Below are 14,498 nucleotides of genomic sequence, written 5' to 3'. Positions count from 1 at the left end.
TAACTTTTAAATTAAAAGTATATGTGTATTTTTTTGCTCCAAAAAATGAACATTAAATATACATCTATAGGCTAAATGTACTTTATTTCACTTAAAAAGAGTCTTTATGTCGCAATCCAATATTATAGTGCTGGCTCGCCAAGGCCAGGTTGATGCCATCACCTATGCTCTCAACCATGTCCTACAGACTATAGCGGTGACCGGGAGAGCGATTATCGAAGCAGAAAAAATTATTTTTATTGTTAAAAAAACAGAGGGTGTTCCACCCCAAGAGCCTGTTGAGAAATATATAAACAATTTCCTGAAATACCTTCAAATTCCTTTTATTTGTCAGGTAGAGGTTTATGCTAAGGACGCCACATCACAAACTTTGCATTGGTTCAGCCAGTTTTCTGTTGAATTGCCAGATCCTCAACACACTAACGTGAGTTCATCTCAAAAGCTTAAGCCGGAGAGTTACCGCCCATATGCTGCACCCAACTCAGGTCAGGGAGCTGATTCTGCACCTAGGTCTAGTGCTGCAAGTTTGAGGACCGAAGAACCCCATTCCTGGCAAGACGCCAAGAAAATCTACAGCAAAATCCCTAAAAACGTCTGTCGACTAGGGGCCAAGGGCATTAGTCAATACAAACAGAATCATAACGGGAGCCATAACAAATCAAGCCTCAGCAAGAGCCATCAAGAATCGGTCACTGTAAGTCGAGCCCAGAGTAAACGAAATAGCTCTCCCACAGAAAAACAGAATATTGCTAAAGCTAAAGCTGAAATCAACTTTCAAGCCGGGACAAAAGTTGTTGCCCAACGGGCCGTCACAGCCGGAAAGACCGCGTTTGGATTTGAACTGGCGTTTAGTGGACTGAATAATTTTGTGGCCGTTCAGCAAGGTCAAAAATCGGTAGAAGATGCACTGGTTGATACGTTGAAAGCTTCAGCGACTGCTGCAGCGACAACCACTGTCGTCACTGGCAGTATTGTTGCAATTTCCCTGGTTTTTCCCCCGGCAGGCGCAGCGTTCGCCACTGCTGCACCTGTCCTCAAAATTGTGGGCAAGGTGAATTGTCTTAAACGTATACTGGGTATCCTATCGACCAGTGACAAGATCGAGGGGGCGGATCAAATTCAGGCGTTAATGGACTCTTACGGCTTGGATGAAAAGGAGCTGATCTACAGAGATTTGGAAATGGATGATGATCTCGAAAAATTAAAGGTGGAAATGGGGATGGCATAAAACGTTGCTTGATTCAGAGTGCACTTTGTCAGGTCGCCCATAAAAGCCTAATGGGCTACTCTCAACTCATGCTGCACTCCTGAGAATGGCACTATGCTAGGGATGGGTCGTCATTGTCGTCACCAACCTCATGCCTAATTTGGATTCTGCTTCCACCTCGCTTTCCAAGCTTCAGGGCCAGGTTATCCAGATCAATGTTTCCGACGGAGGTGTACCCAAGAAGTCGGTACCGAGCGCCCATATCGACGTAGAAGGGCTAGTGGGCGATCGCCAGAAAAATCTCAAGCATCACGGTGGTCCAGATCGGGCAATCTGCTTATGGTCTGCAGAAATTATCGAAATGCTGCAAGGGGAAGGGCATCCTATTAGACCAGGTGCTGCGGGGGAGAATATCACAGTGGCTGGTTTGGATTGGCAGCAGTTAATCCCCGGTGTTCAGCTCCAGTTAGGAGATAGCGTGCGCTTAGAAATCACAGACTATGCCCAGCCTTGCCGTACGATTGCTCGTTACTTCAAACTCCGTTGTTATGGTCGTATTAGTCAAAAACGACATCCGGGTATGAGTCGTCTCTATACCAGAGTGTTAGCATCTGGCAATGTCAGTCTAGGAGATTCGATAGCTGTATATACAACCTAGTTGTTATCTCTATCAGAAGGCTCGCGTATGATGGTCGATTCTCTCAAAACCTTATCTACGGAGCAACTGCTGATTGAAGCAGAAAAATGTGCGCGTTCTACTGATGATGAGGATGATCTGTATGGGGATATTCTTTATTCTCTTCATCTCCGCTCAGACCCTCAGATATTTGATACTGCTGTGGAATGGTGTAAAAGCTCTGAATCCTGTATGAGGGCATTGGGGGCTGCCGTCTTATCTCAACTTGGATGTACAGATCGCGACTCACCCTACCCATTTGGTGAAGTTGCACTGCCAATTCTGTTGTCGCTGCTCCACGATCCTGAAACGGAAGTTCTTTGCAGTGCAAGCAATGCATTGGGTCACCATGCATCCTATGGTTTCTTGTGGGAAAGTAGCGAACTGGTGGCATTTGCCAATCACGATTCTGCCGATGTCCGTTTGCAAGTGGCCTTTGCTTTGGGTGGCTCCCAGTGCGATCACTCCGACCTTGCAGTCGAAATGATGTGTCGATTAGCGCAGGACGATGACTATGATGTGCGCAATTGGGCAATATGTGGTTTGGGTGCTCAAAGTGATGCAGATTCTCCCCAGGTTCGCGAGGTTCTGGTTCAAGGTTTATCGGATTCTGATGATGAAATCCAAGGAGAAGCGGCGGTGGGGCTAGCTAAACGCCAGGATGCTCGTGTTATTCCTGTGGTCCTCAAGGATTTATCACGACCAACAGTCGCTAAACTCATGATTGAAGCTGCCGCAGAATGCCCACAACTCCAGTACCTGGAGCATCTGGAAGAATTACTAGCAGCCAATCCTGATGATTACTTGATCAATGAAGCTGTCACGAAATGTAGAAAGCTAGAATAGCACCAAAATCTATGCCATTTATCGTGACTATTTTGGACAGTGGACATGGACAAATGCAAGAGTAGTTTGCCACTGAATGGTTTGGTGCAATAGCTTTTGAGTCAACAGTGCTTGAATCTGTTTCACATCTTTCGCTGAACAATGCTGCCCTAGCCGCTTTCCATAGGAAGGACGATCACCACTCGTCGCAAACCACCGTGCAATCAACTTAGGAGTGACATATAGACTCATGTGAGTCTGTTCTAGGTCTATCGTGATCAGTTGATCAGCAAATGCAGTTTGTAGATCAGATTCATCCCAGGTGAGTGTCGTATCGCCCGTATCACCTTGATATAATTCAACTTCAGCCGTTTGCCAACGCTGATATAACGCCAAATCTACATCATCTGCCTTTACTAAGTTACAAATTCGTTGCCCGTATTTAGGAATCGTTTCCGCTAGAATGATCTGACCCTCCGGTCTCAAAAGGCTGATCAACTGCTGGGCCAGGTTCTCAACTGCTGGCCGATCCATTTTATGCATCTGATTTGCAAAGGTATTCCGACCTAGAATCCAATCAAACTGGAGATCTGGGGTATGGTCATGAATCAGAGTTTTGAGGTCAGAACTCGACCCTGCAACACAGATAGGCCGTTGCAAGGCTGACAGGGCCTTAACCTGTGCTTCCAGGGTTTGAGCGACTTTATCTGAGGGAACGTGGGTATAGACATTGCCTTCCGGGGTCCGTCGTAACGCTTCCCATGTTAGTAGCCCTGTTTGGCTGCGAACTTCCAACACCACATGATGGCGCTGAATTTGAGTGAAACTGAAAATACGATCGCGCACCCAAGCTGCATGGTCTCCCGTCTGACTCATAGTGCGCTGCAACCACCGTTCTTTCTTGGAATCTTTGGGGCCATGGCTCACTGGATCGGGTGTATGGGCTTCAGCGAGTCCTGAAAGTTGAGCTTCCCGTTGACGAGCAATCTGGTCTTGCAGTGCAGCTTCTGCCCCTTGGGCCGAGGGTTGATAGAAAATCTGGCCTTGGAGGCTATCGGGAAGATATTGCTGGGCCACCCAATGATCGCGATAGGCATGGGGATACTTGTAATTTGCCCCATGACCAAACGAATGGTGGTCTCGGCTCCCGTCTTTGAGGGGATTGGGAACCTCATCTTCTCGTTCCTTCTCTACTGCGGCCAAGGCATCAAAGTAGGCCAAGATACTGTTGGATTTGGGAGCCATCGATAGATAAAGCGCGGCTTGGGCGAGGGGATATTGACCCTCCGGTAACCCCACTCGATCAAAAGCTTGGGCACAGGCCATGACAACGCCGACGGCCTGTGGATCGGCTAGCCCCACATCCTCACTGGCTAAAATGATCATCCGCCGAAAGATAAAGCGGGGATCTTCTCCGGCATAGACCATACGGGCTAGCCAGTAGAGGGCTGCATCCGGGTCTGATCCACGCAGGCTTTTAATAAAGGCGCTGATTGTATCAAAATGGGCATCTCCCTCTTTGTCATAGAGAACAGCCCGTCGTTGAATCGATGCCTCCGCCACCGCTAAAGAGATGGGAATAACGCCATTAGCACCTGGCTCGGTGGTTTCAATCGCAAGTTCCAAGGCATTGAGCAACGCTCGGGCATCGCCATTCGCCACATTAATCAGGTGGTCTGTAGCGGCCTCCGCAAGCTCGATGGCTGTATCGCCATAGCCGAAATATTTGTCTTGCAATGCCCGATCTAGGACTTGTCGGAGGTCGTCTGGGGTGAGCGATCGCAATTGAAAAACACGCGACCGACTGACTAGGGCTTTGTTGACCTCAAAATAAGGATTTTCGGTGGTTGCCCCAATTAAAATCACTGTGCCATTCTCTACCCACGGCAATAGAGCATCTTGTTGGGCTTTATTGAACCGATGCACCTCATCCACAAAGAGAATCGTGCGTTGACCATACTGACCACGCCGGGTCTGGGCCTCATCAACTGCTGAGCGAATATCCTTAATGCCCGCTAATACTGCATTGAGGGCCAGAAAATGAGCTTGGGTGGTATTAGCAATGATCTGAGCCAGAGTGGTTTTGCCTGTGCCAGGGGGACCGTAGAAGATCAGCGAAGAAAGCTGATCGGCTTGAATCGCCCGCCGTAATAAGCGCCCTGGGCCAACAATGTCATCTTGGCCCACAAACTCATCTAAGGTGCGAGGGCGTAAACGTGCGGCGAGGGGCGCTTCTGCTTCTAGTAACTGTTGACGATGCTGCTCAAATAAATCCATCGTCTAAATCCATCATCCTAGCGCTTAGGAGCGTCGAGAAAAGGTTTCCGGTTGCAGCGTCCCCACTTTCAGTTGTGCTTGACGCTTCTGGTTTTTACGCATAATTGTTAACGACAGCTGATCCCCTGGAGTTACGGACTGTAAGAGTTGTTGCAGTTGCTCTGTATTGTCAATTTGGGTTTTACCAATTTGAACAATGACGTCACCCGACTTAAGCTGGGCTGCTTCCGCTGGGGAGCCAGATAGCACATCAACGACGAGTACCCCTTTCTCTTGCTGAACCTGGAACTCTGCCTCGTCTTTCAATAATTCTTTGGTCTGTTCCGAGAGACTCACCATACGGATCCCGAGATAGGGATGGGCGACTTGCCCCTCATTTAACAATTGCTGGCTAATGCGAGCGGCAATCTTGACGGGAATCGCAAAGCCAAGCCCTTGAGCCGTCACCCCGGACTCCTGCGATTCGCGAATAATGGCCGTATTAATCCCAATCACCTCGCCCTTGAGATTGAGGAGTGGTCCCCCCGAATTGCCGGGATTAATCGCGGCGTCAGTTTGAATAAAATTCACCCGCTGATCCGGAGCACCCAGCTGAGAACTAGATCGATCGGTGGCGCTAATAATGCCCATGGTCACCGTATTATTCAGTCCTAAGGGATTGCCAATGGCAATCGCCCAATCTCCGGCTTGTAAAGTATCTGAATTTCCGAGGGCCAGAGCAGGTAAGGACTGGTTAGCCTCTATTTTGATGACAGCGATATCCGTGAGAGGATCGGCCCCTTCTACGGTGCCGGGAAACTGTTGTCCGTCCTTGAGCACAACAGTAACCTGGTCTGCATCCTCAACCACATGGGCATTGGTGAGAATTAAGCCTTTTTCATCAAAAATAAATCCTGAGCCCGTGCCCCGCTCCATAGGGCGATTCGGAGCATCAAATAGATCGGGAAGTGAACGGTTGGAACTGCGAGCAGCGTTAATCCGCACAACAGAAGGGCCGACCTGATCCACCATTTTGACAATCAGATTAGAGCTGATGGCTGACCGATTAGCAATTTCAGTCACCGGGATTTCGGGGGTGCTTTCGGCCTGATTAGCGGGGTTGGACGCTCGATTAAACCAACGCTGGCAGCCGGGTTGGAGCAGCGCACTTCCGACGAAAAGGGAAAAAACTAGATGCTGGAGGGATCGCTGCATTATCGTAAAACTAGTGCGCATTCAGCGTGATTGTTATGGTTTACTCCACTCTAACCCTGGGAGCAATTGAGTATTATGGCTAGACTCAACTTTTGCCATCTTCTTGCAATCATACCTTGGACACTCGGTAGCGGCATGGTAGGAGGCAACTGGCTGGCTAAGGCCCAGTCTCCCCCAGCCACAAAACCCGTGTCTTCCCAGCGCTGTCCCGCCTCTGTGTTGTCTCGATTAGTCAAGCATCAAGTCAAACCTGGCGAAACATTGCCCCGGATTGCCCAACAGTATGGCTTATCGCCAGCCACCCTCAAAGGTATGAATCCTCGACTCCGAACGGGACGGGTTTGGGTGGGGATGAACTTAGTCGTGCCGCCCTACAACGGCATTTTGGTGGCAGTGCCCGCAGGTCAGACGTTGAAGGCCGTTGCTAACGCCTATCATGTAAGTTCAGAAGTTTTGTTTGAGGTGAATGGTTGCCAATTATCGCCCAAGGTAGCCTTTGTCCCTGGCATTCAATGGTCGCCGAGGGTGAATGCTCAACCCACTGGGATTGCGCCGCTGCGTCCGCTGCAGAAATTCTCTGCATCTGGTCGGCAAGTGAATGGTCGCGATCGCTATCCGCTCCCTCAACCCGCTACCGTTTTGGGTACCTATGGCTGGCGGGTCAATCCAGACACTCGCAAAATGCAGTTTTATAGTGGCATTGATCTTCAGGCTGCCACAGGCACGCCGGTTTATGCCGTCAGTGCTGGCACTGTTGTCTTTGCGGGGCAGCGAGATGCCTCAGGTCAGCTGGTCATTATCCGCCATACCCAAGGCCGAGAGACTCGATATGGCCGTCTTCAGAATGTGGATGTCAAAGCAGGGCAACGGGTGCAACCGGGACGGCTGATTGGTGAGGTTGCGTCTGCTCCCCAGACTGCCCTTAGATTTGAAGTACGCTATCGCTCCAGTTTAGGCTGGGTGGCCCATGACCCTCAACCCTATTTGCAATCCCTGCAACAGTAACCATTAATCGTAATAGCCCAGCAGAAATTGCTCCATGCCCTCCCTATTCGTGGGTTTGGCAAATAAATACCCTTGGGCATATTCACAATTCATTTGCGTCAGTTCTTCTGCCTGTTCGGCTAGCTCTACGCCTTCAGCCACCACATCCATATGTAAGTTATGGGCGAGGTTGACAATGGTTTTAACAATTTCAAAGCCTTCTTCTGAATTCATACGCTCCACAAAAGAGCGATCGATTTTCAGCGTATCTACCGGGAACGCATTGAGATAGTTCAGGGAGGAATACCCTGTCCCGAAGTCGTCGATACCGAGCCTGATGCCAAGGGTTTTAATGGCCTCCAGCTTGTCCGCCACATCTGACGCATGGTCCATCAAGACCCCCTCGGTAATCTCGAGTTTGAGGCGATGGCAAGGCAGATTCGCCTCGTCTAAAACGGCATGAATATCGTTGACAAAGTTAGGCTGAGAGAATTGTCGACTCGAAATATTGACATTGAGCTGTAGATCCTCGGCCCAGCTATAGTGCCGTTGCCAGACCTGCATTTGGCGGCAGGCTTGTGCTAAGACCCACCAGCCTAAAGGAATAATAAGGCCCGCTTCTTCAGCCATGGGTACAAATTCTGAAGGCAAGATTAAGCCACGTTCAGGATGATGCCACCGCACTAAGGCTTCCACACCCACTAAGTCTTGATTGTCTAAAGACACAATGGGCTGATAGAACAGCTGAAACTCTTCTCGATCAATGGCTCGACGCAGATCGTTCTCCAATTGAGATAGGGCTAGAACTTGAGAGCGCATGCTGCTGCTAAAAATCTCATACCGATTTTTGCCCAAGTTTTTGGCCCGATACATGGCGGTATCGGCATCGCGCAGTAATTCTTCTGCATGTTGGTATTCGGCACTGCTCAGGGCAATACCGATACTCGTCCCCGTAAAAATTTCATGCCCTTCAATCGCAAAGGCCTGCTTGAGCTGCTGCTGAATCCGTTCAGCGGTTTGCAGAACATGATCCATACTCTGGATCGTATTCAATAAAATGACAAATTCATCTCCCCCAAGGCGGGCGACGGTGTCTTCTTCTCGCAGACAGGATTGCAGGCGGTGACCCACTTCAATCAATAGTCGATCGCCAATCATATGTCCGAGGCTGTCGTTGATGATTTTAAAGCGGTCCAAGTCCAGAAAAAGAATGGCAAACTGATCGTCAGGATGCCGATGATGTTGTTTAATCGCTTGGGTCAGACGATCCATAAACAACACCCGATTGGGTAAACGCGTTAAGGCATCGTGGAGGGCATCATAGACAAGCTGTTCGCGGGCCAAGTAATATTCAGTGATATCCGTTTGGGAACCGGCAATTCGGTAAGGTTGATGGCCTGGGTCCCGTAGGGCCATCCCTCGGCTGCGGAACCAACGGTACTTCCCGTTTTTGTGGCGCAAGCGAAATTCACTCTGAAAGTGGGCCGTCTCTCCCTGAAGATGTAGGGATAGTTCCTGCCTCAAACGATCACGATCATCGGGATGAATCCGATCGAGCCATTCTTCACAGTGATCGCTAATTTCGTCTTCTTCGTAGCCAATCATTGACTTCCAACGAGGGGAAAAATACACCCGATTGGAGCGTAGATGCCAATCCCAGAGCCCATCATTCGCGCCTCTGGCGGCTGCCGCATAGCGTTCTTCACTTTCTCGCAAAATTTGTTCTGCTCGTTTGCGCTGAGTAATATCCACTAAATAGCTCCGAATCACCTGGCTTTCGGGCATGCAGTGGATAGATTGTTCAAAGACGCGATCGCACACATGGACTTCTCGTACAAAGTAAGTATTTTGAGCGTTCTTGACTTCCGCTAAGAAACCCTGCAAGAGAGGATGCTGGCTGGACTCTAAGATATCTGGGAATTGAGAAACCGCTGCTGGGTTAATGTAAGTGATGCTGCCACTAAAATCCGTTTCAATGATCGGATGAGGCATTAACTCGGGAAATGAGGAGAGGCGGACGAGAGCGGCTTCCCCTAAATTATGGAGTTCTGTGTCGGATGGCAGTGGCTGAGGGGTGAAGGTAGGAGGGGTAGTCGATTTTGCCGGATTGAGGGCCAGTAAGTCATCCAACTCATACTCACCTGGGAAGCCGGTGACTAAGTGATAGGTGGCTTGAATATCCTCACCAAAGGAGATAATTTCTTGATCTTTCAGATCATGAGAGAAGCGGCGTTTGCCGTTGATCCAAAGCCCATTGCGACTGCGTCGACCCTGGATATTGCCATCTATCACCCGAAAAAAATGATTCCCCGTCTTGGGCTCGTGGATACGCAAAAGCAGCGCATGTTGGCGAGACACAGTGCCGACATTCAACACAATAGAATTCGCGGGATGACGACCGATGGAATAGGTCGCCGCTTCTAACACGACGGTCTGCTGCTGGCCGCCTTCCTTAATCACCAAGAGATGGTGGGCTCGGCTTATTGCCTTGGTTAAAGAGCCTGAACCCGCGTGGCTGGGTTGAGGGGGACGACTTCGCGTTTCTCTCAGCGTCGGAGAGGTGATGTCTCCTGGAATCACATCGAGGCTGATCTGAGTAGTATCTTGCACAAGCGTTTAGACGGGTAGCAGTGGCAGTGAGAAGTCAAGAATTTATGGAATGGGGAAGGGAAAGACAAGATAAATGCCAAACAAGATGGATGCAAAAAGCGATTGTGCGCTTATATTCTCCCATATACGCTTGATTTTGCGCTTTTACCAATCTTAATGAATGCCGAGATAGACGGCATTAGCGTGATTGATACCCCGATCTTGTCTCAATAGAAACTTAAGAAACCGGGGGCTAGGGAACGTGCTAGTGCATCAGTGTTGATAATCGTTGAAACCGATAAACAAGATTCTAATCACATCATTTGTGGAGTGTAGAATCGCTGACAATGGGGATAGGCTAATACAGAGCATTCCCAGATCAGCAAAAAAAAAATCATTTTTTTTGAAAACGAAAAAATACTATTGAGCGCTGTGTTGTTAATCCTAAAAAATTGAGCTTTGTTCGATATCTCTATGAGTGAGCGTACTTGCCCTTCTACAATGAGAGTCCAAACCCTCTGCATTTTTCGATATGACTCTTAAGCTGAAGCCGGACTGGGCAGGAGAGGACTGGTTATCAAAACTCGTCAATCTCCTTATTCGAACAAAGCCCATTTATGCTGTGATGAAGCGGCAAGCTAGACAGGTTCTGATTGAAACTGCCGAGAAAAATGGTGTGTCTTGGCGTCAAAACTACCGAGCTTTAGCCGCCTCAAATACCCAAGATTTCTTTGACAAGGCGAACAATCCTCATCTGGTCTATCCAGACTATTATCAAGTCCCTTTTCATGCCTATGAACAGGGCAACTTATGCTGGCCAGCTGCCTTTGAGGCCGAATCAGCAACTTACGCCATGGCATTGCGAGTTTGGCCCCAGGAGGGGCTGACTTGGGAGACGGCTCAACAGCGTTTACGGTCTAGTTTTCATCAAGTGCTGGCTGACTATGGTCCTGCTAACGTGACGGATATTTTGGATATGGGCTGTTCAGTGGGGATTTCATCCTTTGCCCTCCATCGCTACTATCAGTCCACTCAAACTCATCCGGTTCACACCACTGGTCTGGATCTCTCCCCCTATATGCTGGCCATCGCCCATATGCGAGATGTAAGCCAAGCGATCACTTGGCTACATGGCAAAGCAGAGGAGACGGGACTGCCCGATGCTGCGTTCGATCTGGTGACCCTCCAATTTGTAATTCACGAACTCCCCCGAGAGATTACCCAGCAAATTTTTGCAGAAGCACTGCGGATTCTGCGGCCTGGAGGATGCTTAGCGTTGGTGGATAATGACCCTAAATCCCCCGTGATCCAAAACTTACCACCCGCGTTATTTACGTTGATGAAAAGTACAGAACCTTGGAGTGATGACTATTACACGTTTGATGTGGAATCTGCTTTGGAAGCAGCAGGTTTTGAACATACCCTCACGACAGCTAGCGATCCACGCCACCGCACCATCATTGGCACTAAGCCAAACGCTTAAAGCTATCGCCTATTCCCGCAACCAGCGGGTTATCCCGTTGGGCTGATCAATCAATGTAATCCCTTGCGCTTTGAGCTGATCGCGAATGCGATCGCTGTCGGCATAGTTTTTAGCTTGGCGGGCTGCCTGTCGTTCTTCAATTAACGCTACAATGGCTTGCTCGCTTAAGCCCCCCCTATGGTCAGCCGCTGCGTTAGGCTGGGCTTCCAGGCCCAACACCTGGGATAAACAGACTAACGTTTGCCACTGCTCCCGGAGTTGATCGGGGGTGGACACTGTTTCTCCTTGATGGCGGAGAATATTGCCGACCTTGCGCAAATCCTTGGCTAACTCAAATAAGACCACTAATCCCCCAGGAGAATTAAAGTCGTCATCCATTGCCAGCTGAAACCGCTGGACCGCATCACTCGAATCTGGAATTCGCATATTGGCGGGATTGCCAAACGCTGGATCTGAGCAGTCTGACCATTGCAGTTGAGCGCCATAGTCGTACCCGAACAACAGTCCCTCTTTGAGGGTTTGCCAACTTTGCTGCGCGGCTGCGATCGCATCGTCTGTAAAATCGATCGGTTTACGATACTGAGCTTGCAGGACAAAGAGCCTCAAGGCCATTGGATCTAGCGTTTGCTCCTCTAGGATAGGTAACGGAGTGTCTAATAAGTTGCGAATCGTCGTGAAGTTCCCAAGAGACTTAGACATCTTTTCGCCCCCCACATTCACAAATCCGTTGTGCATCCAGTAGCGGGCCAGCCGAGGCGTCAGCGCTGCCTCTGATTGGGCAATCTCGTTTTCATGGTGCGGGAAAACTAAATCTGCCCCCCCCGCATGAATATCAATTTCGGGTCCCAAACATTCCTGCACCATGGCCGAACATTCGATATGCCATCCGGGCCGCCCAGATCCCCAGGGTGACTCCCAACTCGGTTCACCCGGTTTAGCCGCTTTCCAGAGGGCAAAATCTAGGGGATGGCGTTTTTTCTGTTCGCCCTGATCTAGCCGACCGCTGGCCCCAGCTTCCATCTGATCCAGTAAACGTCCCGACAGCTTTCCATAGCCGGGAAAACGCTCAACGGCATAGTAGACATCACCATTAGCGGCGTAAGCCACGCCTTTAGTCTCCAGCGCTTGAATCAGGTCAATAATGGCGGGGATTGTTTCAGTGGCTTTAGGATAAGCATCTGCGGGCAAGATATTGAGGCGCGCCATATCGTCCTCATAGGCTTGAATAAACGTCTCGGTGACTGTTTGCCAAGCTTGATCTGTTTCAATCGCCCGCTTCAGAATCTTGTCATCAATATCGGTGTAATTTTGTACGTATTGAACGTCAAACCCTCGCCACTGCAGATATCGGCGAATCACATCCCAAACAATATATGAGCGGGCATGGCCTAAATGGCAGTAATCGTAAACCGTGACCCCACAGCAGTACATGCGCACCTTGCCAGCCACAACCGGTTTAAACGGTTCTTTTGTTCGACTCAGGGTGTTGTAGAGCTGCAGCGACATGGTGGAGAAAAGATGTAACGAAAAGAACAAGGAGCAGGCATTTATAGCCGTCAACAGACAAAGGCAGTCATGAAAAGTGGGTGAGATTCATGAGGGTAATCAGGACAAAAAACTTAGCATTATTTTGGAATTAAACGATCAAAAACTTAGGGAGATTAGACTATAATCGCCTCAACCCAACGTCTGAATCATGATTGCAGTCTATCCCGGTAGTTTTGACCCCATTACTTTAGGGCATCTCGACATTATTGAGCGAGGATGCAGACTGTTTGAGTGGGTGATTGTTGCCGTGGCCCGCAACCCAAACAAAACGCCATTGTTTACTGTGCAACAGCGTCTCAACCAAATCAAAACCTGTACCCAGCATCTTACCAACTTAGAGCTTGACACATTTGATACACTAACGGTGACTTATGCGACAAAGCGGAAAGCGCAAGTATTATTGCGGGGACTACGGGTGCTGTCCGATTTTGAGTATGAGTTGCAAATGGCCCACACCAATCACAGCTTATCTCCCCAAATCGAAACCGTGTTCCTGGCCACCTCCAATGAGTATAGTTTCCTAAGTAGTAGCTTAGTTAAAGAAATTGCTAAATTTGGTGGATCAGCGACTCATCTTGTTCCTGAAAACGTTGCTATTGAGCTAGAAGAATGCTTCACCAAGACTCCTCCTTCCGTGTTGATACCACCGCCAACGGCACCGATGCCCCCAGCGGATTAGCGGCGCATCAGTCTCAAGGATTGGAGTTGCAGCAACAGCTGCAACGCTTAGAAGAAATCATTGTGCTAGACGGCTTAAAAATGCCCCTGACTCGTCGCACCGTGGTGGATGAAGAGCAACTCCTATCGCAGCTTTTAGCTGTAGAGAGGAGTATCCCGGATACCATTCGGGCCGCCGAAAATATCTTGCAAAATAAAGAAGATATTATTCATCGGGCCGATCAATATGCAGAAGAACTCATCCAATCTGCAGAACAGCGAGCAGCACAAATTGCCGATGAACTGACTATTATCCAGCAGGCGGAAATGGAAGCCCAGCATTTACGCAAGCAAGTGCAAGGTGAAATTGAGACCATGCGCCAACGGAATATCTCAGAAGTAGAGCGTGTGCGCCGCCAAACTCAGCAAGAAATTGAGACCATGCGCCAAGCAGCCCAAGCCGAATGTGAACAAATTCAGCTTGAAGCCGATCGATATGCAGAGCAAGTCCTCAAAGAGCTAGAAGATCGATTGGGGCATATGACTCGCGTGATCCAAAATGGTCGATCCCATTTGCAGCGTTCTACTCCATAGTTGATTGTGCGTCAACAAAGTGTGGGATAGGTGACTAAGTCTTGCCATTCCCATGGATGCTCCGTCAGTCCAGCTCGTTGGGCAGCCGTGTTCTTAAATCGTGAATGGCACCAGATCCAGTTGAAATAGGTCAGTACCAGTCTTAAGGTCACTGCACTCTGTTGCCAAACTTTGCCAAATTTATTCTGTCGTCGATGCCATCGCCCGGTCTGTTGACGCACGATGCCATTGCTCCGCTCTAAGCGTTGGGTCAGGGCTTTGCATACGTAATGAATCACTTCATCGGGTAATTGTCGTGAATACCCTTGCCAGCCATCGGTTTGCCAATGGTGACAGGCGGTTTTGCCTTCAGTATTCTCGCTAGCTCGTCGGTATGTTTGCCAATCCGGCCACTGAGCACCAAGCCACTGTCTTTGGCTAGGCTTAATGCCACCCAGCAGTCACCTACGTTCAATTCTTCCGGT

At 49.3% G+C, this 14,498-nt stretch carries 11 protein-coding genes and 1 pseudogene; 7 read left to right on the top strand and 5 right to left on the bottom strand.

Going from position 1 to position 14,498, the window contains the following annotated elements:
• Positions 1-106 precede the first annotated feature (106 nt).
• The 3 genes from Q0991_RS24360 to Q0991_RS24350 all read left to right on the top strand — a co-directional run bounded on the left by Q0991_RS24360 (position 107) and on the right by Q0991_RS24350 (position 2,729).
• A complete protein-coding gene (locus Q0991_RS24360) occupies positions 107-1,228 on the top strand; it encodes a hypothetical protein (RefSeq protein ID WP_299493551.1) in 1,122 nt (373 codons plus the stop codon).
• Between the two features lie 130 nt (positions 1,229-1,358).
• The gene (locus Q0991_RS24355) at positions 1,359-1,865 is read left to right on the top strand and encodes an MOSC domain-containing protein (RefSeq protein WP_299493549.1); all 507 of its coding nucleotides are present in this window, start codon (positions 1,359-1,361) and stop codon (positions 1,863-1,865) included.
• Between the two features lie 27 nt (positions 1,866-1,892).
• Positions 1,893-2,729 carry a HEAT repeat domain-containing protein gene (locus tag Q0991_RS24350; RefSeq protein WP_299493547.1) on the top strand — a complete coding sequence of 279 codons (837 nt, stop codon included), beginning with the start codon at positions 1,893-1,895 and terminating at the stop codon, positions 2,727-2,729.
• Positions 2,730-2,756: 27 nt separating this feature from the next.
• On the opposite strand, the gene Q0991_RS24345 is transcribed toward Q0991_RS24350, so the two are convergent.
• Positions 2,757-4,985 carry an AAA family ATPase gene (locus tag Q0991_RS24345; RefSeq protein ID WP_299493545.1) on the bottom strand — a complete coding sequence of 743 codons (2,229 nt, stop codon included), beginning with the start codon at positions 4,983-4,985 and terminating at the stop codon, positions 2,757-2,759.
• Between the two features lie 24 nt (positions 4,986-5,009).
• The gene (locus Q0991_RS24340) at positions 5,010-6,179 is read right to left on the bottom strand and encodes a trypsin-like peptidase domain-containing protein (protein WP_299493543.1); all 1,170 of its coding nucleotides are present in this window, start codon (positions 6,177-6,179) and stop codon (positions 5,010-5,012) included.
• A 75-nt stretch (positions 6,180-6,254) separates the two neighbouring features.
• Between Q0991_RS24340 and Q0991_RS24335 the strand changes: the two genes are divergently transcribed.
• The gene (locus Q0991_RS24335; protein ID WP_299493541.1) at positions 6,255-7,184 is read left to right on the top strand and encodes a M23 family metallopeptidase; all 930 of its coding nucleotides are present in this window, start codon (positions 6,255-6,257) and stop codon (positions 7,182-7,184) included.
• A gap of 3 nt (positions 7,185-7,187) precedes the next feature.
• On the opposite strand, the gene Q0991_RS24330 is transcribed toward Q0991_RS24335, so the two are convergent.
• Positions 7,188-9,773 (bottom strand): EAL domain-containing protein, encoded by a 2,586-nt coding sequence (locus tag Q0991_RS24330; RefSeq protein ID WP_299493539.1) that lies wholly within the window; start codon positions 9,771-9,773, stop codon positions 7,188-7,190.
• Between the two features lie 511 nt (positions 9,774-10,284).
• Between Q0991_RS24330 and Q0991_RS24325 the strand changes: the two genes are divergently transcribed.
• Positions 10,285-11,235 (top strand): class I SAM-dependent methyltransferase, encoded by a 951-nt coding sequence (locus tag Q0991_RS24325; RefSeq protein ID WP_299493537.1) that lies wholly within the window; start codon positions 10,285-10,287, stop codon positions 11,233-11,235.
• Between the two features lie 9 nt (positions 11,236-11,244).
• Here Q0991_RS24325 and cysS read toward each other — a convergent pair whose 3' ends face one another.
• The gene (cysS, locus tag Q0991_RS24320; RefSeq protein ID WP_299493536.1) at positions 11,245-12,741 is read right to left on the bottom strand and encodes a cysteine--tRNA ligase; all 1,497 of its coding nucleotides are present in this window, start codon (positions 12,739-12,741) and stop codon (positions 11,245-11,247) included.
• A gap of 190 nt (positions 12,742-12,931) precedes the next feature.
• Here cysS and coaD point away from each other — a divergent pair, with 190 nt between their 5' ends.
• Together coaD and Q0991_RS24310 are read left to right on the top strand one after the other, a co-directional pair.
• A complete protein-coding gene (gene coaD, locus Q0991_RS24315; protein ID WP_299493534.1) occupies positions 12,932-13,462 on the top strand; it encodes a pantetheine-phosphate adenylyltransferase in 531 nt (176 codons plus the stop codon).
• Positions 13,393-14,034 carry a hypothetical protein gene (locus tag Q0991_RS24310; protein WP_299493531.1) on the top strand — a complete coding sequence of 214 codons (642 nt, stop codon included), beginning with the start codon at positions 13,393-13,395 and terminating at the stop codon, positions 14,032-14,034. The genes coaD and Q0991_RS24310 overlap by 70 nt, the downstream gene beginning before the upstream one ends.
• Positions 14,035-14,045: 11 nt before the next feature.
• Here Q0991_RS24310 and Q0991_RS24305 read toward each other — a convergent pair.
• A pseudogene (locus tag Q0991_RS24305) lies at positions 14,046-14,498 on the bottom strand (IS1 family transposase); the annotation flags it as partial.

The sequence above is a fragment of the Acaryochloris sp. IP29b_bin.137 genome (genome assembly GCF_028285745.1).
Lineage (GTDB): Bacteria > Cyanobacteriota > Cyanobacteriia > Thermosynechococcales > Thermosynechococcaceae > Acaryochloris.
Note: the sequence above shows the minus strand (reverse complement) of the source record. Positions and strands in the feature narration are given on the sequence as shown.